Source organism: Streptomyces sp. NPDC014623 (assembly GCF_043088245.1).
GTDB lineage: Bacteria > Actinomycetota > Actinomycetes > Streptomycetales > Streptomycetaceae > Streptomyces.
In genome coordinates, this window is sequence record NZ_JBIBZU010000002.1 from 464,145 (window position 1) to 489,575 (window position 25,431).

Annotated in this window: 15 protein-coding genes; 7 read left to right on the plus strand and 8 right to left on the minus strand. The window is 72.1% G+C overall.

The window, feature by feature from the left end:
* Positions 1-64: 64 nt before the first annotated feature.
* Positions 65-985, minus strand: coding sequence for a permease-like cell division protein FtsX (gene ftsX / locus ACF1FZ_RS06155; RefSeq protein ID WP_391772168.1), 921 nt, complete (start codon positions 983-985; stop codon positions 65-67).
* A 35-nt stretch (positions 986-1,020) separates the two neighbouring features.
* Complete coding sequence (gene ftsE / locus ACF1FZ_RS06160) at positions 1,021-1,710, minus strand: cell division ATP-binding protein FtsE (protein ID WP_099172927.1); 690 nt, start codon at positions 1,708-1,710, stop codon at positions 1,021-1,023.
* A gap of 260 nt (positions 1,711-1,970) precedes the next feature.
* Between ftsE and ACF1FZ_RS06165 the strand changes: the two genes are divergently transcribed.
* A complete protein-coding gene (locus ACF1FZ_RS06165; protein ID WP_391772169.1) occupies positions 1,971-2,162 on the plus strand; it encodes a hypothetical protein in 192 nt (63 codons plus the stop codon).
* Positions 2,163-2,286: 124 nt separating this feature from the next.
* A complete protein-coding gene (locus ACF1FZ_RS06170; protein WP_391772170.1) occupies positions 2,287-3,399 on the plus strand; it encodes a hypothetical protein in 1,113 nt (370 codons plus the stop codon).
* Positions 3,400-3,593: 194 nt separating this feature from the next.
* Here the strand turns inward: ACF1FZ_RS06170 and prfB are convergent, their stop codons facing one another.
* From prfB to ACF1FZ_RS06185, 3 genes are all read right to left on the minus strand, one after another.
* Positions 3,594-4,700 (minus strand): peptide chain release factor 2, encoded by a 1,107-nt coding sequence (gene prfB, locus ACF1FZ_RS06175; RefSeq protein WP_391772171.1) that lies wholly within the window; start codon positions 4,698-4,700, stop codon positions 3,594-3,596.
* 69 nt (positions 4,701-4,769) lie between these two features.
* Complete coding sequence (locus tag ACF1FZ_RS06180; RefSeq protein WP_391772172.1) at positions 4,770-6,008, minus strand: serine/threonine-protein kinase; 1,239 nt, start codon at positions 6,006-6,008, stop codon at positions 4,770-4,772.
* A gap of 145 nt (positions 6,009-6,153) precedes the next feature.
* Positions 6,154-7,791 carry a serine/threonine-protein kinase gene (locus ACF1FZ_RS06185; protein ID WP_391772173.1) on the minus strand — a complete coding sequence of 546 codons (1,638 nt, stop codon included), beginning with the start codon at positions 7,789-7,791 and terminating at the stop codon, positions 6,154-6,156.
* 423 nt (positions 7,792-8,214) lie between these two features.
* On the opposite strand from ACF1FZ_RS06185, the gene ACF1FZ_RS06190 reads away from it, so the two are divergent.
* From ACF1FZ_RS06190 to ACF1FZ_RS06210, 5 genes are all read left to right on the plus strand, one after another.
* Positions 8,215-11,544 carry an FHA domain-containing protein gene (locus ACF1FZ_RS06190; protein WP_391772174.1) on the plus strand — a complete coding sequence of 1,110 codons (3,330 nt, stop codon included), beginning with the start codon at positions 8,215-8,217 and terminating at the stop codon, positions 11,542-11,544.
* A gap of 237 nt (positions 11,545-11,781) precedes the next feature.
* Positions 11,782-13,146, plus strand: coding sequence for an ABC transporter substrate-binding protein (locus ACF1FZ_RS06195; protein WP_391772175.1), 1,365 nt, complete (start codon positions 11,782-11,784; stop codon positions 13,144-13,146).
* Positions 13,147-13,150: 4 nt separating this feature from the next.
* Positions 13,151-14,524 (plus strand): carbohydrate ABC transporter permease, encoded by a 1,374-nt coding sequence (locus ACF1FZ_RS06200; RefSeq protein ID WP_391772176.1) that lies wholly within the window; start codon positions 13,151-13,153, stop codon positions 14,522-14,524.
* Positions 14,521-15,435: a carbohydrate ABC transporter permease gene (locus ACF1FZ_RS06205; RefSeq protein WP_391772177.1), complete on the plus strand. Its 915-nt coding sequence runs from the start codon at positions 14,521-14,523 to the stop codon at positions 15,433-15,435. Before ACF1FZ_RS06200 ends, ACF1FZ_RS06205 begins: the two co-directional genes overlap by 4 nt.
* A 178-nt stretch (positions 15,436-15,613) precedes the next feature.
* Positions 15,614-17,848, plus strand: coding sequence for a CDP-glycerol glycerophosphotransferase family protein (locus ACF1FZ_RS06210; protein ID WP_391772178.1), 2,235 nt, complete (start codon positions 15,614-15,616; stop codon positions 17,846-17,848).
* Positions 17,849-17,903: 55 nt separating this feature from the next.
* Here ACF1FZ_RS06210 and ACF1FZ_RS06215 read toward each other — a convergent pair whose 3' ends face one another.
* Genes ACF1FZ_RS06215 through ACF1FZ_RS06225 form a run of 3 tightly spaced genes read right to left on the minus strand, consistent with a single transcriptional unit; the run spans position 17,904 to position 25,344 of the window.
* Positions 17,904-19,052, minus strand: a complete 1,149-nt coding sequence (locus ACF1FZ_RS06215; RefSeq protein ID WP_391772179.1) for a glycosyltransferase — start codon at positions 19,050-19,052, stop codon at positions 17,904-17,906.
* Positions 19,049-21,895: a CDP-glycerol glycerophosphotransferase family protein gene (locus ACF1FZ_RS06220; RefSeq protein WP_391772180.1), complete on the minus strand. Its 2,847-nt coding sequence runs from the start codon at positions 21,893-21,895 to the stop codon at positions 19,049-19,051. The genes ACF1FZ_RS06215 and ACF1FZ_RS06220 overlap by 4 nt, the downstream gene beginning before the upstream one ends.
* Entirely contained in the window at positions 21,892-25,344 is a 3,453-nt protein-coding gene (locus ACF1FZ_RS06225) for a CDP-glycerol glycerophosphotransferase family protein (protein ID WP_391772181.1), read from the minus strand. The genes ACF1FZ_RS06220 and ACF1FZ_RS06225 overlap by 4 nt, the downstream gene beginning before the upstream one ends.
* Positions 25,345-25,431 lie beyond the last annotated feature (87 nt).

The following is a 25,431-nucleotide window of genomic DNA, read 5'->3' on the forward strand; positions in this document are numbered from 1 at the left end:
CCGAGTGTAGGACAACGCCCCGCCCGCACAGGGCTCGTTGGCCGCATGCGGGACGGGGCGTCCGTCACACCTTGAGGTACTTGCGCAGCGCGAAGAGGGCGGCGACGGCGGGCATCAGCAACCCGATCGCGAGGACCAGCGGAAGCTTCGTGAGCACCGCGTCCCAGCCGATGAAGTCGATCAGATTCAGCTTGTCCTGGAGCGCGAGGCCACCGTCGATGAGGAAGTACCGGCCGGCGAGCAGGATCACGCAGGCGAGCAGCCCGCCGATCAGGCCGGCGAAGGCCGCCTCCATGATGAACGGCATCTGGATGTAGAAGCCCGAGGCCCCGACCAGCCGCATGATGCCGGTCTCCCGTCTCCGGCTGAAGGCCGAGACGCGGACGGTGTTCACGATGAGCATCAGCGCAATGACCAGCATCAGCGCCATCAGGAAGATCGCGGCCACGTTCATGCCGTTCATCAGCTCGAAGAGGTTGTCCAGGATGCTCCGCTGGTCCTGGACGGACTGCACCCCGTCACGGCCCGCGAAGGCCGTCGCGACCACCTTGTACTTCTCCGGGTCCTTCAGCTTGACCCGGAACGACTCCTGCATCTGGTCCGGCGTGATGCTCCCGGCCATCGGCGAGTCGCCGAACTCCTCCTGGTAGTGCTTGTACGCCTCGTCGACCGTCTCGAAGAGGACCGGCTTCTCGACGGCCTCCATCTTCTCGAGGTCGGCCTTGATCTCCTTCTTCTGCTCGGCCGTGACCGCGCCCTTGGCGCACTTGGGCACGTCCTTGGCGTCGTTCTTGTTGCAGAGGTAGATCGAGACGTTGACCTTGTCGTACCAGTAGGTCTTCATCGAGCCGACCTGCTCGCGCAGCAGCAGCGCACCGCCGAACAGGGCGAGCGAGAGGGCGACGGAGACCACGACCGCGAAGGTCATCGTGAGGTTACGGCGAAGACCGACGCCGATCTCCGACAGGACGAACTGGGCGCGCATGGCGTCCTTTCAGTACTCGATGCTCGCGCAGAGGCTCAGTGCTGGTAGCCGTAGACGCCGCGCGCCTGGTCACGTACGAGACGGCCCTGCTCGAGCTCGATGACGCGCTTGCGCATCTGGTCGACGATGTTCTGGTCGTGGGTCGCCATGATCACGGTGGTGCCGGTCCGGTTGATCCGGTCCAGCAGCTTCATGATGCCCACGGAGGTCTGCGGGTCGAGGTTGCCGGTCGGCTCGTCCGCGATCAGCAGCATGGGGCGGTTGACGAACGCCCGCGCGATCGCGACACGTTGCTGCTCACCACCGGAGAGCTCACCGGGCATCCGGTCCTCCTTGCCCCCGAGACCCACGAGGTCGAGGACCTGCGGCACGGCCTTGCGGATCTCCCCGCGGGGCTTGCCGATGACCTCCTGCGCGAAGGCCACGTTCTGCGCGACGGTCTTGTTGGGGAGCAGGCGGAAGTCCTGGAACACCGTGCCCAGCTGGCGGCGCATCTGCGGCACCTTCCAGTTGGACAGTCGCGCGAGGTCCTTGCCGAGCACGTGGACCATGCCCTGACTGGCGCGCTCCTCGCGGAGGATGAGCCGCATGAAAGTGGACTTGCCGGAGCCCGAAGAACCCACCAGGAAGACGAACTCACCCTTCTCGATGTCGAGTGAGACGTCCCGGAGAGCTGGACGGCTCTGCTTCGGGTAGGTCTTGGAGACGTTGTCGAATCGGATCACGGATGCACCACGGTAGGCCGGGGGTAGGTGAGCGTGACCATACGCGAAGCCGGTGAGCACGTGCAGTCGGCGTCCGGCAATGGGGGATTTGTAACGAAAAGCGGCACAGAACGAAACGGGGCGGGCCGGGCCTTGTCCGGCGGGCCGCGCCGAAACCGGCGCGAGCTGGCACAGTGGTGGGGGGGAACGGTTGCGTTCCCCTGAGCGTTGTGCGGAGAGAACGCGAATGCGGCTCCCGCCGCGCGGGAGGAGGACTGCGCATGACCTACGACCGACTGGTGTGCGCGAACTGTGCGGCGCCCGTGAACGAGGGCCGCTGCCGTGTGTGCCGCGCGAGCCGGGAGCGGATGCAGGAGCAGGGCCCGTTCTCGGGGCTGAACCCGGCGACGCTGATAGCTCTGATGGTGATCCTGGTGGCCGCTCTGGCACTGCTGGCGCACCAGGCCGTCTGAGCCGGGCCCGAGGGCGCGCCACGTCCGCTCCACGGGGGCTGAGACGTGCGCGTACGGCCCCAGGAGCGGTTCAGGTGCACGAAAGGGCCCGGGAGGCCGTTTCGGCTCTCCCGGGCCCTTCAACGTGCGCTTACGGACGTCAGACGGCCGCGCGGCCGCCGCCGGCCAGACGCGGCAGGATGCGGAAGCCGATGCCTCCGGCGATCATCGTCGCGGCGCCGACCAGGAGGAACGTGGTCTCGGCCGCACCGGTCTCGGCGAGCTCGTCCTTGCCCTTGCTCTGCTCGACCGGCTGGTTACCGACACTGTCCGTGTCGGTGTTGTCGGCGCAGGCCGCGCCATCGGCACCGACGACGCAAGCACCACCGTCGGAACCACCCGTCGTGGCACCACCTGTCGCCGCGCCACCGTCGGAACCACCCGTCGTGGCACCACCTGTCGCCGCGCCACCGTCGGAACCACCTGTCGCGGCACCACCTGTCGCCGCGCCACCGTCGGAACCACCTGTCGCGGCACCACCTGTCGCCGCGCCACCGTCGGAACCACCTGTCGCGGCACCACCGTCAGCACCGCCATCGGCACCGCCGTCAGCGCCACCGTCAGCACCGCCGTCAGCGCCACCGTCAGCACCGCCATCAGCACCGCCATCGGCACCGCCATCAGCACCGCCATCAGCACCGCCATCAGCACCGCCATCGGCACCGCCATCGGCACCGCCATCAGCGCCACCATCGGCACCGCCATCAGCGCCACCATCGGCACCGCCATCAGCGCCACCATCGGCACCGCCATCAGCGCCACCGTCAGCGCCACCGTCAGCGCCACCATCGACACCGCCGGCACCGCTGTCGCCGCCGCCGTCGACACCGCCGGCGCCACTGTCGCCACCGCCGTCAACGCCACCGACCAGGCCCTCGGTGGATGCGTTGACCTGTGCGTCGACACCGCTCTCGTCGGCGTCGACCCCGATACCGATGCCGATGCCGACGGCCTGTGCTGCGCCCGCTGCGGTGAGCGAGGCACCTGCGGCGATAACCGCGCCGGCGGCTATACGCGCGACGCGGATCCGCGTCTTCTTCGTCATCTGTTGCTACCCCCAGTAGCTGATCTCGTCGATGGAGCAGCCCTATGCGGTCCTCGGCCCTGCGGGGTCACATGTCCGCGGGGCCACGCCGTACCGTGGTCATCCCGCCCGCCCCCGATCACGCCTGTCCCAGACATACGCGTGCTGCCCTAGCACCCTGTCCAGAGTTAAGTACTACGTCAAGGCCGTTCCGGGGCATGTGCGCCGCTATCGGACGACTTGACGGTTATTCAGGGGCCCTACTGTGACCCATTCACCACAGGTTCCCCTCATGCCGAAAATGCCCCCGTACACGCGAGAAACCCGGGCGGTTTCCCTGCCCGGGCTCAACTACCGTACGGATACGGTTACTTCTCGCTCTGCTTCCGCCAGCGGATGCCCGCCTCGACGAAGCCGTCGATCTCGCCGTTGAAGACCGCTTCCGGGTTGCCCATCTCGAACTCCGTACGCAGGTCCTTGACCATCTGGTACGGGTGCAGGACGTACGAACGCATCTGGTTGCCCCAGGAGTTGCCCCCGTCGCCCTTGAGCGCGTTCATCTTCGCCTGCTCCTCCTGGCGGCGGCGCTCGAGGAGCTTCGCCTGGAGGACGTTCATCGCGGACGCCTTGTTCTGGATCTGCGAGCGCTCGTTCTGGCAGGAGACGACGATGCCGGTGGGCAGGTGCGTCAGACGCACCGCGGAGTCCGTGGTGTTGACCCCCTGGCCGCCGGGGCCGGAGGAGCGGTACACGTCCACGCGCAGCTCGGACTCGTCGATCTCGATGTGGTCGGTCTGCTCGACCACCGGCAGGACCTCGACACCCGCGAAGGACGTCTGGCGGCGGCCCTGGTTGTCGAAGGGCGAGATCCGCACGAGGCGGTGGGTGCCCTGCTCGACGGAGAGCGTGCCGTAGGCGTACGGCACCTCCACCGCGAAGGTGGTCGACTTGATGCCGGCTTCTTCGGCGTACGCGGTCTCGTAGACCTCGGTCTTGTAGTTGTGCCGCTCGGCCCAGCGGAGGTACATGCGCTGGAGCTTCTCGGCGAAGTCCGCGGCGTCGACGCCACCGGCCTCGGCCCGGATGGTGACCAGGGCCTCGCGTGCGTCGTACTCGCCGGAGAGGAGCGTGCGGACCTCCATCTCGTCCAGCGCCTTCCGGACGGACGCCAGCTCGGTCTCCGCCTCCGCGAGCGCGTCGGCGTCGCCCTCGTCCTCGGCGAGCTCGAACATGATGCCGAGATCGTCGATACGGCTCCGCAGGGCCTCGGCCTTGCGGACCTCGGCCTGGAGGTGTGAAAGCTTGCTGGTGATCTTCTGCGCCGCCTCCGGGTCGTCCCAGAGGGACGGCGCCGCCGCCTGCTCCTCGAGCGCGGCGATGTCGGCCCTCAGCGTATCCAGGTCCAGGACGGCCTCGATCGACCCCATGGTCGAGGAGAGGGACTTCAGCTCTTCGGAAATATCGACGACTGCCACGGGTCCAGCGTAACGGGTGGGCGGGTGAACCTGGCCCTCCCCCGGACACCGGCCCCTCCCGGCCCGCTCTCAGGGGGTCGCCGGCGCCGAGTTCCGCGTGTCCTTTGGCCCCCCGCCGGAGTCGTCACCGCTGGTGGCCAGCCAGCCCCCCACCCCTATCGCCGCGCACAGGGCGACCGCGGCGAGGCCCAGGGTGATCCGGCGCTTGCGGACGGCAGCCGACTTGTTCCGGGCCGAGCCGGGGCGCGGCCTGCCGGGGGCGCGCGGGGCACGGGCCGTGCCGAGGGGGCCTCCGGAGAGTTCGTCGGGGGCGGGGACCCGCATGCTCGTATGGGTTTCCCGGTTGGAGTCCGGGGAGGAGCCGGGCACCAGGGGGACCGCGCCGCGGCGGCGGGGTTCCTCGGGGGCCGGGGTGTACTGCTGCTCGTCGTACGCCTGCGGTCCCGCCTCGTTGTCCGGCTCGTCGACGTCGAGCGGGGGTATCCCGGCCAGGAGCGGAAGCAGCTCCCGCAGCCGGGCCGCGAGCTCGGAGGCGCGCAGCCGGGAGGCCGGGGCCTTGGCCAGGCACTGGACCAGGAGCTGCCAGAGCTCTTCGGGGATGCCCGGCAGCGGGACGACCCTCTCGGTCACATGGCGGCGCAGGACGGCCCCGGGATGGCCGCCCCCGAACGGGGTGAAGCCGGCGAGGAGCTCGTAGAACACGGTCGCGAGGGCGTAGATGTCCACGGCGGCACGCGGCGGCAGGCCCTCGACTATCTCGGGGGCCAGGTAGTCCGGCGTACCGATGATCTTGGTGGACTTGGTGCGGCGCGGGGTGTCGATCAGCTTGGCGACGCCGAAGTCGGTGAGCAGCGCCGGGTGCGAACCGCCGGGGCCGAGCGGGCCCTCCATGTCGAGCAGGATGTTCTCCGGCTTGACGTCGCGGTGGACCACTCCGGCACGGTGCGCCGCCGCGAGGCCGTCGGCGACGTCCGCGATGATCGCCGCGGCGGCCTCGGGGGCCAGGCGCCGCTCCCGGTCCAGGCGGGTGCGCAGATCGGTGCCGCGCACGAGGTCCATCACCAGCGCCAGGTCGGTGCCGTCCACCACGAGGTCGCGGACGGCGACGACGTGCGGATGACCGAGCCCGAGCAGCGCGGTGCGTTCCTGCACGAAGCGGCCCACGAGCTCCTGGTCGGACGCGAGGTCCTCGCGGAGCAGCTTGATGGCGACCGGGCCCTCGGGCCCCTCGCCGAGCCACACCGTGCCGGCGCTGCCGCGCCCCAGGATCTGGTGGGCGGTGTACCGGCTGCCGATATTCCGTGCCAAGACTGCTCCCTCAGCGGCTGGCGTTGACCCCCGGTCGACAAAGTTACGCGGCGAACGGGGTGTCGCGTGCCCTGGACGGCGCCAACCTTCACTTCTGCGGGCGAATCGGCCCGCAGAAGTCGACAAAGAAACAGACTCGTGACTGTTACTGCCCGGTCGTGCCGCCGGAGCTGCTCCCGCCGAGTTCGTTGAACCAGTCGGTGACGTTGCTGATGCCGTCCCCTATGGCGTCCCAGAAGCTCTTGCCCTGGGCGATCCAGTCCTGGAGCGGGGTCAGCTCCCAGACGAGCCAGGCTGCGACGATCAGCAGCACGACCGAGACGAGGCACCCCTTGAGGCAGCCGAGACCGGGGATGCGCATCGGGTTGGCGCTGCGCTGCCTCGGCTGACGCGGGGCCGGCGGCTGGGGCGCGGGCTGCTGCGGAGGCGCGTAACTCTGCCGCTGCGGCTGCGGCGGACGCTGCTGCTGGGGCTGCTGCGGCGGCTGGTAGCGCTGGGGCTGCTGCTGCGGGTACTGCTGGGCGCGCTGCGGCTGCTGGCGCCGGGGTGGCTGGTCCTGCGGCGGCTGCTGGCGCTGGGGGCGGCGGCGCAGCGGGTCCTGGCTCGGGTCGAGGTACTGGACCTGCGTCTGCTCGTTACGGTCCCGGGCGGCCCGGAGCTGTGACTGCCAGGGGTGCGGCCCGTCGGGTCCCGGAGGGCCGTCGGGACGCGGCGGCACGGGCGGCAGCACCGCGGTCGGATCGGCCTGGCCGCCCCCGCCCGGGGTCTGCTGCATCACGCTGGTCGGAGCCGCCGGGTCGTACGAACCCGCGTTGCTCGGCAGGACCTGGGTCGGGTCGGCCGCGCCCGGGGTGTCCGGGACGGCGGCGGGCGCCGGGTCGGGGGCGAGCAGGGCGCCCACCCCCTCGGCGGCGGCGATCTGCGCGGAGTTCGCGTGCACGCCGATACCCGCGCCCACGGTACGCAGCGCACGCGCGAGGTTCACGGCGCTGGGCCGCTGGTCCGGGTCCTTGCGCAGGCAGCGCTCGATGACCGTCCACAGCGGCTCGGGTACGGTGCCGGGACGCCGGGGCTCCTCGCTGAGGTGCCGGTGCAGGACCTCCAGGGCGGTGCCCCCGGCGAACGGCGGGCGGCCGGTGACCAGCTCGTACAGCAGGATGCCGGCGCCGTAGATGTCCACGGCGGAGGTCTGCGGACGGCCCTCGGCGGACTCGGGCGCCACGTAGGCGGGCGTGCCGACGAACTCATGGGTCCGGGTCAGCCCCGGGGAGTCCGCGAGACGTGCGATACCGAAGTCGGTGAGCATCGGCGTCATGCCGCCGTCGCGCTCGTCGAGCAGCACGTTGGCGGGCTTCAGGTCGCGGTGCACGACACCGTCGGCGTGGCTCGCGGCCAGCGCGTCCGCGATCTGCGCGGTGAGCAGCGCGGCGGCGACCGGGGTGAGCGGGCCGTTCTCGCGCAGGTAGCGGTGCAGGTCGGGACCGTCGACCAGATCCATCACCAGGGCGAGCAGATCACCCTCGACGACGAGGTCCCGGGTACGCACGATGTTCGCGTGGGTGAGCCGCAACAGCACCGAGCGCTCGCGCAGGAACCGCATCACGACGTCCGCGTCGTTGGCGAGCTCCTCCTTGAGCACCTTGATCGCAACGGTCTCGCCGGGCTGCCCGGCGACGGCCGCCTCGGCGCCCGCGGTCTCCCGCTGGCGGGCTCGCCAGACGGTGCCCGTGGCGCCGCGTCCGAGCGGCTCCTCGAGCAGGTACTTGCTGCCGACTGGCCGCACGTCACGCGCTCCCTGCTGATCGTTGTGCTTGCGGGTCCCCCGGGGCCCGCCCAGATGTCCCGGCCCACTCTAGTGCCGCCGTACGGGGTACCGGTCGGTCATCCTCCGGTCGTGTGCCGCCGCTGCGTGCACGGGAAGACGCCTCCACGGAGGAGTTGGTTGCCGAACGAGTGTGCAGCACCTCCCCGGCAGGACCAAGCAGGCACTTTTGCACCCACACTCGGCCATTCAAGATCACTTAGCGGTCACTCCCGGGCGTGTTGTCGGTGTCAGGTGCGAGGATGCCTCCAGCACGGAGCTGCGGGGTCAAAGCCCCACCCTCCGTGATGACCTGTACCGGACGGGCGCGTCCGTGCCGGGTGGGGGGAATCACAGGGCATCTCCCCTGCCGGGCACCCCGCGCAGAAGGGACCGCTGACGGCGATGCAGATCCGGCTGACCGTCCTCGCGCCGCGCAGCGGCCAGACCCCCGCGCGAGCCTGCGACGTGCTCGTGACCGCGCCCGCCGGGACGGCTCTCGCGGCCGTCGCCTCCGGCCTGGCCGCGGCGGTGTCCGGCCCTGAGGGCTCACAGGGCGGCGGCGCCGTCGTGCTGTACGCCGGGCGCGAGCGGCTCGATCCGCAGCGCTGCGCCCTCGGCGAGCCGCCCCTGGTGGACGGCACGGTGCTCTCGCTCCAGGTGCCCGGCGACAACGAGGCGGCCGACGACGCCGTCCCGGCGCAGCTGCATGTGATCGCGGGGCCGGACGCGGGCGGAGTCCATCTGCTGCACGGGGGACAGATCCGGATCGGCCGCTCCGCCGAGGCGGACGTCCCTCTCGACGACCCCGACGTCTCACGGCTGCACTGCGCCGTGACGGTCTCGGACGACGGCCGGGTGTCCGTCGCGGACCTGGGCTCCACCAACGGCACCTCGCTGGACGGCACGGAGATCCACGACCGCCCGGTCCGGCTGGTCCCGGGCGCCCTGCTGCGGCTGGGCGAGTCCACGCTCCGGCTCACGCACGGCTCACGCACGCCCGCCCTGACGACGACGCCGGACGGCGAGGGGCACCTGCGGGTGGCCCGCGCGGAGACGGCGGCGGGCGGCCCGGGCACGGCCGGAGAGCCTGCCCCCGGCCCGGCCGGTGACGGGGGACACGGCCACGCCCGCAGCCCTGCCCCCGGCCACGGCTCCCCCGGGGCCCACGGGAGCGGCCTGTCCGGCCGCTGCGCACCCCAGGACGAACCCCTTGCGCAGGTCACCCACGGCCGCGGCGCCGCGCTCGCCCCGGAGGACGCCCCCAGACGGGGTGGCATAGGCGCCTGGGCACGGCGGTTCAAGGGCGGCAAGGAGGAACGGGAGCACGCGGTACCGGCCGCCGGGCCGGAACCCGCGTCCGCCCCGCACGCCCCCTCCGCGCTCCTCCGCTCCCCCTCCGCGCCGGCCGGGACCTGGCCGGACCCCGCGACCGTGCTCCTCACGGCGCTCGGCCCCGGCCCCCGTCTGTGGGAGCGGGACACCGCACACCCCGAGGCCCTCGTCGTACGGCTCGGTACGGCGGACCGGGCCGACCTGCCCGGCGTACCGGTCACCGTGGGACTGCGGGAGGCCGGTTCGCTCGGGCTCGCGGGTCCGCGGGACCGGCTGTCCGGGCTCGCCCGCTCGACGGTGGCGCAGCTCGCCGCGCTGCACTCCCCGTTCGACCTGGAGATCGTGCTGATCAGCACGGACCGGGCCAGGGGCCAGGAGGAGCGGCGGCGCGAGTGGTCCTGGCTCGGCTGGCTGCCCCATCTGCGCCCCATGCACGGCCAGGACTGCCGCCTGCTCCTCGCGTACGACCGCGAACAGGCGGGTGCCCGTGCCTCGGAGCTGGTCCGCCGCATGGAGGACGGGCCGCTGGGGCCCGGCTGGGCGAGCGCCGACCCGGCCGCCGTGTCCGAGGCGGCCCGGCGTCACACCGGGCCGTACACCGTGGTGATCGTGGACGGCGATCCCGGCTCCTCGGCCCTGCGTGAGACCACGGCCGGCCTGGCCGGCGCCGGGGCGGCCAACGGGATCCACCTGATCTGCCTGGCCGAGACCCCGGCCGCCTCCCCGACGTCCCCGGTCGCCGCGACCTACGACACCGCGTGCCGGGCCTCGATCGCTTTCCGCGAGTGCGGCGCCGTCGCCATGCTGAGCGGTGATGTCGCGACCGCACTGCGGCTGCTGCGCACGGCGGGCGGCCGGGCGGCGGGCCACGGCACCGTCGCCACGGTGGACGCCGTGTCGGCGGCCTGGGCCGAGAGGTTCGGCCGCGCCCTCGCCCCGCTGCGCGACGAGGGCGCGGCCCCGCTGCCCGGCCGGCCCATGGCGGCCACCCTGCCCCCGTCCGCCCGTCTGCTGGACGAGCTGGGGCTGGCCAGGGCCACCCCGGCCTCCCTGATGGCGCGCTGGGCGTCCGCGGCCGAGGAGCAGCCGGGCGCGACGGTGCGCATGGCCACGGCCGCGCACGGAGCCGCGGCCCCGGAGACGGCGGACTCCGGCCGCACACTGAGCACCGGGCCCCGGGTGGGCCCGCAGCGCGAGTCCCCCGACTCGGGGGGCGCCTCCTTCCGGAGCGGCGGGCCGGCCGGCTCGGGATCGGGCCGCTCCGCCCACGTTCCCGCGGCCGGCAGCGGCTCCCCCCGGATCGGCGCGCAACGCCGCGACGGCGGCGGCACGGGGACCGGGCCCGCCGCCGCGTCCTCCGGCCGTGCGGGACGCCCCGTGATCGTGCTCGGCGCCGGCCCCCGGGGCCCCCTCTCCGTCGATCTGGCCGACGAGGGGCCGCACCTGCTGGTCGAGGGGCCTGCGGGCAGCGGCCGTACGGAGCTGTTGCGTGCCGTCGCCGCCTCCCTGGCGTCCGCCGCCCGCCCCGACCGGCTCGGCATCCTCCTCATCGACGGGGCGGGCGGCGAGCACGGACAGCGCGGAGAAGGGCTGCTCCCCTGTACGGAGCTGCCGCACGTCCTCGCACATCTGGTGGCCTCCGAGCCCGTGCGGATGCGGGAGTTCGCCCAGGCGCTGGCGGGCGAACTGAAGCGCCGGGCGGAGCTGCTCGGCACGCTGGACTTCGCGCAGTGGCACGCGCGGTACGAGGCATCGCAGGGGCCGGCCGACCGCCGGCCCCACGGCGCCGCCGAGCAGCGCGGTGACCTCGAATCGCCTGCCACCGGCACTCTGCGGCTGCGGCCCGCCGCGGCCCGCCCGGTGGTCCCCGGGCCGTCCCCCCTTCCCCGGCTGGTCGTCCTGGCGGACGACTTCGACGCCCTGGTCGCCCCGGCACTCGGCAGCCCCGGCCGCCCGTCCGCCGGGTCCGTCGTCCGGGTGCTGGAGGCCGTGGCCAGGGAGGGCGGGCGTCTCGGCGTCCACCTGGTCGCCACGTCCGCCCGCCCGGACCGCACCGAGGACACGGAGCTGGCCCGGGGTGCGCGGCTGCGCATCGTGCTCGATCCGCCCGTCGTCCCCCCGTCGCCGGACGAACCGGCGCCGGGCCGGGGGCGTCTGGGACATCCGGACGGCCGGGTGACGCCGTTCCAGGGCGGCCGGGTCACCGGCCGCATCCCGCGTACGGCGACCCTGCGCCCCACCGTCGTACCGCTGGAGTGGGAGCGGATGGGGGATCCGCCGACCCGCCGTCCGGTCCGCGAACTGGGCAACGGGCCCACCGACCTCGCTCTGCTGGCCAGCGCCCTGGAGAGGGCGGCCCGTTCGGTGAACGCGGAACCGCTCCCTCCGCTGATCCCCTGATCTCCTGGTCCCCGGTCCCCTGGGCCCCGCGCGCCCGATCAGCGTCATGATCTGAGTCACGAGCCCATCACGATCAACGAGTTGACGTGAGCGGCGGTATTGCGGCCCCGGTGCGCCGGGCATAGGACTGTGCGCACGGACGACGTGAACCGCACGATGTGAGACGTGAACGGCACCGCAGGGCACCCTCGTCGGTGCAGGCCACGCTCATGCGCGCGCAGGAGAGACGGGGCAGGGATGCGCACAACCCTTCGCATGCGTAGGGCCGCACTGGTGTTCACCGCGATCGGGGCACTGGCCCTCACCGGGTGCAGTGGCGACGGCGGCGACAAGGACAAGGCCGGCGGGGAGACCGGCAAGAGCACGGACAGTCCGTCGACCGTCGATCTCCCGAAGCTCGAGGGCGAGAAGATATCGGTGGCCGCGGTCTGGACCGGACCCGAGCAGGCCAACTTCACCAAGGTCCTCGACGAGTTCGAGAAGCGGACGGGAGCCACGGTCACCTTCGTCCCGGCGCAGGACCCGATCGTCAACTTCCTCGGTACGAAGATCGCGGGCGGCCAGCCCCCGGACGTCGCGATGCTCCCGCAGGTGGGCGCCATCCAGCAGGCCGTGGCGAAGAAGTGGGCCAAGCCGGTGGGCGCGGAGGCGAGGGCGCAGCTGGGCCAGAACTACGCGAAGGTCTGGCAGGACCTCGGCGCGGTCGACGGCACCCAGTACGGCGTCTACTTCAAGGCGGCCAACAAGTCCCTGATCTGGTACAACGCCCAGGCGTTCGAGAACGCGGGCGCGAGCGAGCCGAAGACCTGGAAGGACTTCCTCGCCACGGCCGAGACGGTCTCCGCCTCCGGTGTCACCCCGGTCTCGGTCGGCGGCGCGGACGGCTGGACCCTCACCGACTGGTTCGAGAACGTCTACCTCTCCCAGGCCGGCCCGGAGAAGTACGACCAGTTGGCCAAGCACGAGATCAAGTGGACCGACCCCTCCGTCAAGAACGCCCTGACCACGCTCGCCGAACTCTTCGGCAAGCCGAGCCTGATCTCCGGCGGCGCCGACGGCGCGCTGCAGACCGAGTTCCCGGTGTCGGTCACCCAGACGTTCACCGGCGGTGACCAGCCCAAGGGTGCGATGGTCTTCGAGGGCGACTTCGTCTCCATCAACATCGCGCAGACCGAGGCGAAGATCGGCACGGACGCCAAGGTGTTCCCGTTCCCGGCGGTCGGTGCCGAATCCCCCGTGGTCACGGGTGGTGACGCGGCCGTGGCGCTGAAGGACGGCAAGGGCGCCCAGGCGTTGCTGACCTGGCTCGCCTCGATCGACGCGGCCAGGATCTGGGCCGAGGCCGGCGGGTTCATCTCGCCGAACAAGGCCCTGGACGCGGCCGCGTACCCGAACGACGTGCAGCGCAAGATCGCCGAGGCGCTGATCGCCGCCGGTGACGACGTCCGGTTCGACATGTCCGACCAGGCCCCGCAGTCGTTCGGCGGGACGCCCGGCAAGGGTGAGTGGAAGATCCTCCAGGACTTCCTCAAGAACCCGAAGGACATCGCGGGGACTCAAGCCGAGCTGGAGTCCGACGCGGCCAAGGCGTACACGAGCTGACGGGATGACCACAGCGGCAGCGGGAGGCGCCGGAAGCGCGCCTCCCGCCGACAAGCGTCCTGGTACGGGCACGGGCAGGCACCCACGCGGAAGCGTGACCGGCACCCGGAGGGCCGTCGCGGCGGCGTTCCTGCTGCCGGCCCTGGTGCTGCTCGGCTCCCTCGTCGTCTATCCGATCGTGTACTCCGTCTACCGCTCGTTCCTCGACCAGTCCGGCACCGGGTTCGTGGGCCTGGACAACTACAAGGCGCTGTTCACGGACGACACCATCCGCACGGCGGTCAAGAACAACGCGGTCTGGGTCGTGTTCGCGCCGACGGTCGCCACGGTGCTGGGGCTGATCTTCGCCGTGCTCACCGAGAGGATCCGGTGGGGGACGGCGTTCAAGCTGATCGTCTTCATGCCGATGGCGATCTCCATGCTGGCCGCCGGCATCATCTTCCGACTGGTGTACGAACAGGCGCCCGAGCGCGGTGTCGCCAACGCCGTGGCCGTAGGGGTGCACGACACGTTCGCGCAGTCCTCGAGTTTCCCGAAGGCGCATCCGCTGCCCGTGCATCCGCTGAAGGCCGGTGGCGGCGGTTCCTTCGTGACGAAGGAGACGGTGCGGGCGGGTCAACCGGTGAGCCTGCCGCTGGTCGGTGTGGTGCCGGCGAAGATGCCGGACGACGCGAAGTCCGCGAAGGCGGCCACCGCGTCGGGTGAGGGCATCACCGGTACGGCCTGGCTCGACTTCACCAAGGGCGGCGGCGGCAGACCCAACGTCGTCGATCCGAAGGAGCTCGGCCTCAAGGGCATCACCGTCGAGGCGGTGAAGGACGGCAAGGTCGTCGCCTCTGCGACGGCCGGCGCGGACGGGGTGTTCACCCTGCCCGCCTCGGCCGACGGGTCCCTGCTCCGGCTGCCGGCGGACAACTTCCGGGAGCCGTACAACGGTGTGGACTGGCTCGGTCCGTCCCTCGTGACGCCCGGGATCATCGGCAGCTACGTCTGGATGTGGGCCGGCTTCGCGATGGTGCTGATCGCCGCCGGACTGGCGGGCCTTCCGCGTGAACTCCTCGAAGCGGCGCGGGTGGACGGCGCGAACGAGTGGCAGGTGTTCCGCCGGATCACGGTGCCGATGCTGGCACCCGTGCTCGCGGTGGTCCTGGTCACCCTGATGATCAACGTCCTGAAGATCTTCGACCTGGTCTTCATCATCGCGCCGGGCTCCTCCCAGGACGACGCCAACGTCCTGGCCCTCCAGCTGTACCGCTCCTCGTTCGGCACGGACGCGGATCTCGGGGTCGGCAGCGCCATCGCCGTGCTCCTGCTGCTGCTGGTGATCCCGGTGATGCTGTTCAACATCCGCCGCATGCGGAAGGAGGGGCGCCGATGACGACGACCGAGGCAGTACAGGCCGAGAAGGTCTCCCGGGCCGGGTCTGCCACAGAGGCCAGGCAGTCCCTCGGTGCGCGGATCGCCGCCCGGGCGGGTGGCGGTGCCATGCGGGTCTTCCTCATCCTGGTGGGCCTGTTCTGGCTGATGCCGACCATCGGGCTGCTGCTCTCCTCGCTGCGCGGCGCCGAGGACATCGCGGCGACCGGCTGGTGGAAGGTCTTCACCGCCCCCTCCGAGCTCACCTTCGACAACTACCAGCGCCTGCTGGACAACTCGACCATCACCGATTCCCTCTTCAGCACGGTCATGATCACCGTCCCGTCCACCTTCCTGGTGGTCGTCATCGGCTCGTTCGCCGGTTACGCCTTCGCGTGGATGGACTTCCCCGGCCGCGACTGGTGGTTCCTGGTGGTGGTGGGACTGCTGGTGGTCCCCGTGCAGGTCGCCCTGATCCCGGTGTCCGAACTCTTCGGCGCCATCGGGATCTTCGAGACGACCTTCGGTGTGATCATGTTTCACACGGCGTTCGGCCTGCCGTTCGCCATCTTCCTGCTGAGGAACTTCTTCGCCGAGATCCCGCGTGAGCTGCTGGAGGCCGCACGGCTGGACGGCGCGGGTGAGATCCGGTTGTTCACCCGGGTCGTGATGCCGCTCGGCGGCCCCGCGATCGCCTCGCTCGGGATCTTCCAGTTCCTCTGGGTGTGGAACGACATGCTGGTCGCTCTGATCTTCGCGGACTCGGAGTCCCCGCCGATCACCGTGGCCCTCCAGCAGCAGGTCCGGCAGTTCGGTAACAACATCGACGTGCTGGCGCCCGGCGCCTTCGTGTCCATGGTGATTCCGCTGGCGGTGTTCTTCGCCTTCCAACGGCAGTTCGTCTCCGGGGTGATGGCCGGCGCCGTCAAGTAACGGCGGTGGCCGACAGCATCACCGGACATGGGTTCGTCAACATCGGAGCGGCCCGATCACCCGCGATCGGGCCGCTCTACCGCGCTTTTCCCCCGAATGCCACACCTCGCGTAACCACGTCACTCCATCGGCCGTTTGCGGGCCACCTGCCCGCCCGCGAGCGCCCCCTGGATGTGTTGTGCCCCGGTTCAGTGTCATCGTGCCCGCGTACCGGGTCCAGGCGTATCTGCACGCGTGTCTCGACTCCGTGCTGAACCAGTCCTTCAAGGACTACGAGATCATCGTGGTCGACGACTGTTCACCGGACGCCTGCGGCCCGATCGCCGATGAGTACGCCGTACGCGACCCCCGGGTCAGCGCCGTCCACCTTCCGCACAACTCCGGTCTCGGACCTGCCCGCAACGCCGGGGTGGCCCGGGCGGCCGGGGACTACCTGCTCTTCCTCGACGGCGACGACACCTTCGCCCCCGAGGCGCTCCAGGCCATCGCCGACCGGCTGGAGGCCACCGGCGACCCCGATGTCCTGGTCTACGACTACGCCCGTACGTACTGGTCGGGCGAGAGCGTGCGCAACACCTTCGCCCAGCACCTCGCCGAGACCGGCCCCGCCTCCTTCCGGCTCGCGGACCGGCCCGAGCTGCTCAAGGTCCTGATGGTCGTCTGGAACAAGGCGTACCGCCGTGAGTTCATCGAGGCCGAGGGCTTCACCTTCCCGCCCGGTTACTACGAGGACACTCCCTGGACCTACCCGGTGCTGATGGCCGCCGGGTCGATCGCCGTGCTGGACACCGTCTGCGTGGGTTACCGCCAGCGGCGGCGGGGCAACATCCTCTCCACCACCACCCACCGGCACTTCGACGTCTTCGACCAGTACGACCGGGTCTTCGCCTTCATCGACGCCCGCCCCGAACTCGCCGTCTGGCGCCCGGTGATGTTCCGCCGGATGCTCGACCACTTCTCGACGCTCTTCACCTCCAGGGGCCGGCTGCCGCGCGGGACCCGGGCACAGTTCTTCCGCCGCGCCCGCTCCCACTGCCGCCGCTACCGCACTCCCGGCGCCCCCGTGCCCCGCCGCGCCCGGCTGCGGCACGCGCTTTTCCGGCTGGGTGCCCATCGCACGTACCGCCTCCTGTGGGCCGCGCAGCGGCTGCGCGGCCGGCTCGGGCGCGCGGCCACGACGGCGCACCGGGCGGTACGCGGAGCGGTGCTCCAGCTGCACTACCGCGTACAGCTGCGCCTGCCCCTGCGGAGCGAGGACGCCGTGTTCGCCGCCTACTGGCACCGCGGCTACACCTGCAGTCCCGCGGCGCTGGAGGCCACGGCCAGGGCCCTCGTCCCCGGGCTGCGCACCTCCTGGATCTGCCGCCCGGAGGACGCCCACACGGTGCCCGACGCGACCCGTGTGCTGCACCCGGGTACGGCCGCGTACTGGACGGCTCTGGCACGCTCCAGGTATCTCGTGAACAACGTCAACTTCGACCGCAGACTCGTGAAGAGACGAGGCCAGGTGCTGGTGCAGACACACCACGGGACGCCCCTGAAGACCATGGGCACCGACCTCGTGCACCGCCCGGCCGCGGCAGGCTCCATGGATTTCGCGCAACTGCTGCGCAACGTCGACAAGTGGGACTTCTCGCTCTCGGCCAACCAGCACTCCACCCTCGTGTGGGAGCGCGCCTACCCGTCCGGCTACACGACGCTGGAGTACGGCAGTCCCCGCAACGACGTCTTCCACCACGCGGGCCCCGAACAGGTCGCACGGCTGCGCGAGCGCCTGGGCGTCCCGCAGGGTGGCACCGCCCTGCTGTACGCGCCGACCCACCGTGACTACCGGCGCGCCCAGCAGCACCCCCTGGACCTGGAGCGGCTGGTCCGCGTCCTGGGACCGCGCTTCGTGATCCTGGCCCGCTCCCACTACCTGGACGCGACGGCCCGGGCGACCGCCGGCCACACCCGGCACCCACGGGTCATCGACGTCAGCGCGTACCCGTCCGTGGAGGAGCTCTGTATCGCCTCCGACGGGCTGATCACGGACTACTCGTCACTGATGTTCGACTACGTCAACCTGGACCGGCCGGTCGTCCTGCACCTGGAGGACGCGCAGGCCTACGAGGCGGCCCGTGGCACGTACTTCGATCCGGCGGTCTTCCCGCCCGGGGCGGTGGCCCGTGACCAGGAGGAGCTGCACGAGATCTTCGCCACCGACCACTGGCGCGGGCCCCGCTCCGCGCAGCGCCGGGCAGCCTTCCGGGCCCGTTTCTGCCCGTACGACGACGGGCACGCGGCGGAGCGGGTGGTGCGCCGTGTCTTCCTGGACGACACCTCGGGCATGCCCTTGCCCGCCCCGCTGACGGGCCGTGGGCGCACCGGGGTCCCGCGGCAGGTGCCGGTACGGGAGTACACCGGCGGGTGAGACCCGGGCCCCGGCAGGCGCCGGGGCCGGAGAGGACCCGCTCCGGGGGGGCCGGTCAGCGCTCCAGGAAGGCGAACAGCTCTTCCCAGCGGTCCATGATCTCCGCCTCGGAGAACCGCTGGACGTTGGTCCGCGCCCGGTCCCCCATCGCGTCCCGCAACCGGGGGTTCCCGGTGAGCCGGAGCAGCCGGTCGGCGAGCGCGCCGATGTCACCGGCGGGCGCGAGCAGTCCGTCCTCACCGTGGCGCACGATCTCCCGTACGCCCGGCGCGCAGTCGAACGCCGCACACGGCACCCCGCTCGCCATCGCCTCCAGCAGCGCGAGCGGAAAGCCCTCGCCGCGCGAGGACTGCACGAAGACGGAGGACGCGGCGAGCGCCCCGGGGACGTCGTCCGTGCGTCCCCGCCACTTCACCGAGGAGTCGAGCCCCAGGCCGGTGCACTGCGCCCTGAGGTCCGTCTCGTCCGCACCCGTCCCGTACACGTCCAGCCGCCAGTCCGGGCGCAGCGGAGCCACCAGAGCCCAGGTGTCCAGAAGCATGTCGATGCCCTTCTGGTCGGTGAGCCGGCCGATGCTCGCGACCGACTTCTCACGGCGCGGGGACGGCACCTCGGGCAGCGCGGCCAGCGCGTTGGGCATGAAACCGACGTTGTTCATCCCGTCGCCCGCCCACTTGTCGGCGTCCTCCTCCGTGAGGACGAGCCAGCGCTCCAGCGACGGGTAGTGGTTCTTGATCCATCGGTAGCGGTGGCTCGCCCGGGAGTAGTCGTAGGACTCATGGCTCATCCCGATGACCCGCAGACCGCCGGTGTCCGCCTCGCCGACCCACTCCATGGCCCAGACCTGGCTGACGATCACCACCCCGCCGGGCCCGGCGGTCCGGAAGATCTCCGAGAGCCGGTCCACGGCACGCCGTTTCCGGACCACGCGGGCGGCCTCGGCGCGCCGGGCGGCGATCCGGAAGCGGTCCCGCAGCCCCTTCGCCGCCCAGGGCGTCAAAGGGTGCGCCGGATACAGGGCGGTCACGGGGTGGCCGGGCGGGTCGGGCAGGGCCATCTTCCGCTCGGCGGCGTAGACACCGATGGTGTGGACCCGGTGTCCCGCCTCCTGGAACAGCTGGGCGGTCCGGTGCATCCAGCCGGTCACCCCGCCGAGTTCGTCGGTGCTGTTGGAGACGATGAAGACGTCACGGCTGCGGCTCATCGGCCGGCCTCCCCGGTCGGGACGGTGCGGGACGGGACGGTGTGCCGGGCGAACACGGTGTCCACGACCGCCCGGGCCGCGTCCCCGCGTTCGTAGCCGCCGAACTCCTCGGCGAAGGCCGCGCGTGCCTCCTGGAAACCGGTGTCCGCGGTCTTCAGCCGGGACAGCACGGCGAACAGCTCCTCCTCGGTCGCCGTCACCGGTCCCGGCGCCTTCTCCCGCAGGTCGAAGTAGCTGCCCCGCTCAGCGGCGTAGTCGTCGAGATCGGGGGCGAACAGGACGATCGGGCGGTCCAGGAGCGCGTAGTCGAACATGATCGACGAGTAGTCCGTGACCAGGACGTCGGCGAGCGTGAGGAGTTCGCTCACGTCGTGGTGGCGCGACACGTCCACGACCGTCCCCGGCGGGCAGGCCGGCAGGCTCGCCGCCTCCAGGTAGTGCGCCCGCACCAGCAGCGTGTACGTGTCACCGAAGCGCTCGGCGAAGCGCGCCGCGTCCAGCAGGAGCCGCTGCCGCTTGCGCCCGCCCGGCCCGCCCCGGAAGGTCGGCGCGTACAGCACGACCTTCCGGTGGTCGGGCAGACCGAGCTCGGCCGCGAGCGCCGGACGGGGCAGCCGCCCCTCGGCCTCGTCCCGGGCACGCGCGGCGAACAGGGCGTCGTTGCGGGGGTATCCGGTGCGCAGCAGTGTCCGCTCGGGCAACCGGTAGGCACGGGCCAGTGTGCGCTCGTCGTGCTCGGACCGCACGAGGAAGTGGTCGAAGCGGTTCACGGCCTGCTGGAGCCGCGCACGCTGCGGTGCGTTCTGCATGCGCACCCGGGTCTCGTCGAACCCCATGCGCTTGTACGCCGAGCCGTGCCAGGTCTGCAGATAGGTCGTGCCCGACGGCTTGTCGAGGTGCTGCGGGAACCCCTGGTTGTCGACCCAGTACTCCGCACGGGCCAGGGCCCACAGATAGCGCCAGGACCAGCGACGCACGAGCCTGGCGTCCGGAGGGAAACCTGCCGGGGAGTCGGCGTACGCCCAGACGCAGCGCAACCGGAGCCCCCGGGCGCGCACCTCCTCGTGGACGGCCCGGGGGCTGTCGCCGTAGCAGGTGCCCATGTGGCTCTCGAAGACGACGGAACCCCTGCGCACGGGCAGCCGGAGCAGCCAGGAGCGGTAGACGGAGACCTTGAAGCCCCTGGCGTGCAGGCGGTCCCGGCGTCTGCGCAGGGCCCGCAGCAGGAGCCTGGCCCGGCGGGCCGGGCGGAAGTGGGTGGCGTAGTGGACCAGTCGGCGGACCGTGCGGGCGGGCCGGTGACGGGCTTCGAGGCGGAGCGCCAGATGGTCCCGGAGCGTGATGTAGGGCTGCCAGGTGTCCCCGGCCGCCCTGCCCAGCCGGGGCAGGGCGGGGGAACGATCCGCCGGACCGACGAGGTCGTGGGCGGCGAACAGATCACTCACCGAGCGGGTCCGGCCGTCCTCCACCACCATGCGCACGTCCCACACCCCGTCGCGGGGGCCGAGGGGGCGCAGCAGACCGGTGAGGTCGGTGCGGGCGGACCAGCTGATCCCGGTGGCGTCGGGCCGCAGCTCCCCGACCGGGGCCCGGAACGCGCGGGAGCCGTCGCGTACGCGGAACTCCAGATGGGCCGTGAGGGGACCGTCCGGGGCGGGCCCGGTGTGCTCGGGCAGGACGAGCCGGCCTTCGAGCAGGACCCCGCGGCCGCCGGCCTCGTAGCGGGTGAGCCGGTTCATCAGCTTCAGCTCGCCGAACGTGCGGTACTGGTGACCGAGTTCGGTGACGTCCAGCACGGGATCGGGGCCGCCCGGCCAGTAGACCCGTCCCTCGTCCCCGACGGTGAGGGGCGCGGCCACGGTGCCCCGTCTGCGCAGCGCGTACGCCGCCGTGAGCACCTCGTCGGCGTCGCCCCGCTCCAGCATCCGGACGCCGACGCGCTCGGCGGGCGGGAGGGTGAGCAGGGCCGGCTCCGGGACGCGGCCGGGCAGCACCCGGGCCGCCGTCGCCGCGACGCGTTCGCGTGCGGCGGCGGGCAGCTCGGGGAAGGTGCGCACCAGCGGCACGAGGTGGTCGAGCAGGAAGGCGCGTTCCCGCTCCTCGCACAGTTCCGCCGACCCCTGGGCCAGCAGCACACGGCACACGCGCCGGTGCGCCTCCACGAGCCCGGCGAGGTCCCGGCCGGCGTCGGGCACGGCACGCCCGGAGACGATCCGGCGGCGTACGAGTGCGACACGGCCGACCACGGCCGCGGCCAGGGGGCCGAACAGGATCCCGCTGTGGGTGAGGTCCTCGTCGTAGCGCAGCGCGTGCCGCTCCAACGCCGCGCGCCGCAGGCAGAATCCGGTCACCAGGGCGTCGCGCACCGTGAGTTCGGGTGCCTCGGTGAACCGGGCGACGGTGCGGGAGCGGAGGAACAGCGGGTGCTGCCAGGAGGGTTCCCGCTCCTTCGCGCCGTCCCCGGTGAGCCGGCTCCAGCGCCCTGCGACCAGGTCGGCGCGGGTGCGCGCCCCTGCCTCCCAGAGGTTGCGGCAGGCGTGCCGCTGGAGGCGCTCGCCGGTGTCGAGCACGAGGACGTACGTGCCCCGCGCCGCGTCCAGTCCGGCGTTGCGCAGCGAGGCGACGGCGTCCTTGCCGGGGTCGAGCACACGGATGTGGTCCGGGGCGCGCCCGGCGAGCGATGCCGCCGCCCTCCGCAGGGCGGCGGGCGCGCCGGCGGGCAGGACGACGAGGGCCTCGACGGCGCGCAGACTCTGGTCGAGCACGGACTCCACGGATGCCGTCAGTGTGTCCTCGCCTCCCTCCGCAGCGGTGACCACACAGCTGAAGTCGGGTGTGCTCATGCCCGCACCCCCTGCAGCATCCGGTCCACGACCCGTACGGCCGCCGTCCCGTCGTCGAGGTCGCAGAAGGACTCGCGGAAGGCGGCGTACGCCTCCCGGTGGCCCGCCGTGGCGCTCTCCGGGTCGCGCAGGGCCTCGACGACGGCCGCCGGGTCGGTGATCAGCGGGCCGGGCGCCCGGTTCTCGAAGTCGAAGCAGAAGCCGCGCAGGGTGTCGCGGTAGTGCTCCAGGTCGTAGGTGTGGAAGAGCATCGGCCGGCCCGTCTGCGCGAAGTCGAACATCAGGGACGAGTAGTCGGTGACCAGCACATCGCTGATCAGCATCAGCTCGGCGGCATCGGGATGGCGCGAGACGTCCCGGACGAAGTCGTTCTCCGGGACGCTCCCGCCGACCAGGTAGTGACGGCGCACCAGCAGGACATGGCCGTCCCCGAGCGCCTTCCGCGCCTGGTCGAGGTCCAGCTGGAGATCGAGTCCGTACCGCCCGCCCTGCTTGGGCCGGTCCTCCCGCCAGGTGGGGGCGTACAGGATGACCCGTTTCCCGTCCGGCACGCCGAGCGACCTCCGGACGGCGTCGGCGACCTTCGCCCGGTCGGCGGCGTACAGCAGGTCGTTGCGCGGATAACCGCACTCGATGACCTCGCCCGTGTACCCGAACGCACGGCGCAGGACGGGCGTGGAGAAGCGGTTCGGCGAGACGAGCACGCTCCACTGGGCGGCACGCCGTGGCATGGACTCCATGTAGGCGGTGTCCGCGAAAGCGGTCCCCGCCAGGTCACGGCCGATCCGCTTGAGCGGGGTGCCGTGCCAGGTCTGGACGACGCACTGCCCCTCGGACCGCTCGAACCACTCGGGCAGCTGGGTGTTCGTGACGATCCACCGGCTGCGGGCCAGCGCGTCGTGCCATTCGGCACTGTGCAGGGCCACGGCCCTGACCCCGGCGGGCACCGCCGCCTGCTGGTCCCGCACCACCCACAGGTGCTCCACACGGATGCCGCGCCGGGCCAGCTCCTCGTGGACGGCACGGGGCGAGTCGGAGTACTGGCGGCCGTCGAAGCTGGAGTACAGCACGGTGTCCCACAACTCCCTTCCACGCAGGCCCGCATACCGCTCACGCAGCCGGCGCTGTCCGTACGCCCCCCGGTCCTCCGGCGGCAGGGCACTGCCCGAGTGCAGACAGAGCCGGTCGTGGAAGCGCCTCTCCAGGGTGAAGCGGCGCCCTCCCGCTTCGCGCCCCAGCGGCAGCCCGGCGTGCAGCTGGTGCACCACGCGCAGCGGCAGATAGCGCTCCGGATCCCTTTCCCCCCGCTCCCGGAGGAAGGGGTACCACCGGCCCTCGGCGAGCGGCAGCGCCCCGCCCGGCCCGCCGACGGCCTCGGGAGCCAGCCCCGTGCGGAAACCGGCGTCCGTGCGCTCCACCGCGAAGGTGCTCTCCTCCTGGTGGCCGCTGTGACGCAGGACGAGATCGACCGGCCGGCCGGCCAGGGCCGGGAAGGTCCCCTCCAGGACCAGGCCGTCGTCATCGGTCCACGAGATCCCGGTGACGACGGGCCGTACGTCCCGGTCGGTGAGCACCAGGTCCCCGGAGGGGTTGGCGGCGGCGTAGACCTCACGGCCGCCGGACAGCGGATACCTCGCCGCGTCCGTCTCCGGACGGGCCGCGACCGCCGGCCTGCGCCCCCCGCCGGCCAGTTGGACGCCCCAGTCGCCGTCGGCGCCCCGGAACGCCGCCAGTGGCACCTCGGCGACGAGGGTGCGGCCGTCCGTGTCCTCCTCCGCCGCCAGGGGGAATTCGTGGGCCTCCTTCGTACGCCACTCCTGGATCCGCAGAGCCGTCGGCGTGCCCCCGCCCAGCACCCTCACCGCGATCCGGATCCCGTCCCCGGCCTCCGTCGGCCCGTGGCCGGCGAGGACGGCGTCGACCCGCTCGGCGCGCAGCTCCAGTTTGTTCCCGGAGAGCAGCGGCACGACCCGGGTGCGCTCGTCGACGTAGCGCACGGCGGGCGCGGCCGGGTTGCCGAGCAGCCGCATCGGCCCGCGGCGTGGGCGGCCCGCGCCCACGACGACGGATTCCAGCTTCCAGAGGGTCCGGGCGCCCCGCGCCGTACCCCGGGTGACGAGCCGGCGCGGGTCGACGACGGTCTCGAATCCGGACCGCTCGTAGCGGTGCAGCGAACGGCCCGATCCCGCCGCCGCCTCGTCGCTCGCCGTCCTGTGCAGACGGAGGGGGACCAGCCGGCGGCCCGACCTCAGCCAGCCGGCTCCGGCCGATCTGCCGGGGGCGTTGCGGACGTAGGCGTACCCCTTGAGGTGCAGCAGCCCGTCCCGCCACACGGCCTCGGTGAGGTGCGCGTGCACGGGGAGGTCCTCGGCGGACAGTGCGGTGGCCCTGCGCGGAAGAGGGGCTTCGATCCCCGGGTACCGGGCCTGGGGCCGCAGCCGCCCGTGGACGTGGAAGGCGTCACGATCGGTGGACTCGTGGGCCAGGAGCGCGAGCAGCTCCGCCGTCCTGCGCTCCCGGATGAGCTGCCACTTGACCCGCAGGTGCAGGGGCAGCGCGTCGAGGACGGCGGGGTCGACCGTGTCCGCGAAGGCGTTGGCGTGGGTGAGGAACGCCTGGTGGAAACTCTCGTCACCGTCCCGGAGGGCCTCGATGAACAGCCAGAGGTCACCGGAGAGCGCGTGCTCGTCGTAGCGCCGCTTCGCCTCCGTCATGCCCCGGTCCGCGAGGAACCGGCTGACGGTGGACACCGCCGTGACCCGGTCGCGGATGCCCCGGGCCACCGCGCGCCGGGTGGTGATCGAGCCGTCGCGGTCCCGCCAGTGGTAGACCGGCTCCTCCACGACGTCGACGCTCCGGGCCAGGAAGTGGGCGGGCAGGGCCACGGCGATGTCCTCGTACAGGACACCCGTCGGGAAGGTGAAGGCGTGCAGGTCCCAGAAGGACCTGCGGAACACCTTGTTGCACGCGATGCGGTCGCCGAGCAGGATCCAGTCCCGGGTGACGTGGGTGGCCCGGCGGTGCTTCTCCATCGGCCTGCGGAACATCGGGGACTGTTCGAGCGTCCCGTCCGCCCGGAGCCTGAGGACGTTGCCGGTCGCGAAGTCCGATCCCGACGCGTCGAGTTCGTCCAGCATCCTGGCGAAGGCGCCCGCCGGCACCACGTCGTCACTGTCGGCGAAGGCCAGGAACCCGGAGTCCGGGTGGGCCTGTGCGGCGCCCGCGTTGCGCGCGGCCCCGAGCCCGGCGTTCTTCTGCCGGATGAGCCGGAAGCGCGGGTCCTGCCGGGAGAACTCCAGTGCCACATCGGCGCTGCCGTCCGTCGAGCCGTCGTCGACCATGACGACTTCCAAGTCGGCCATGGTCTGACCGGCGAGCGAGTCCAGGCAGGCTCCGAGGTACTCCTCGACGTTGTAGAGCGGGACGACGACGGTGAGACGGGGTGCCATGGTGCTGCGCACGATCCTTCCGGACGGACGGACGAACGGACGTCCTCTGTGACGGGCTTCCTCTGTATGGAACGAGCCCCGTGCCTG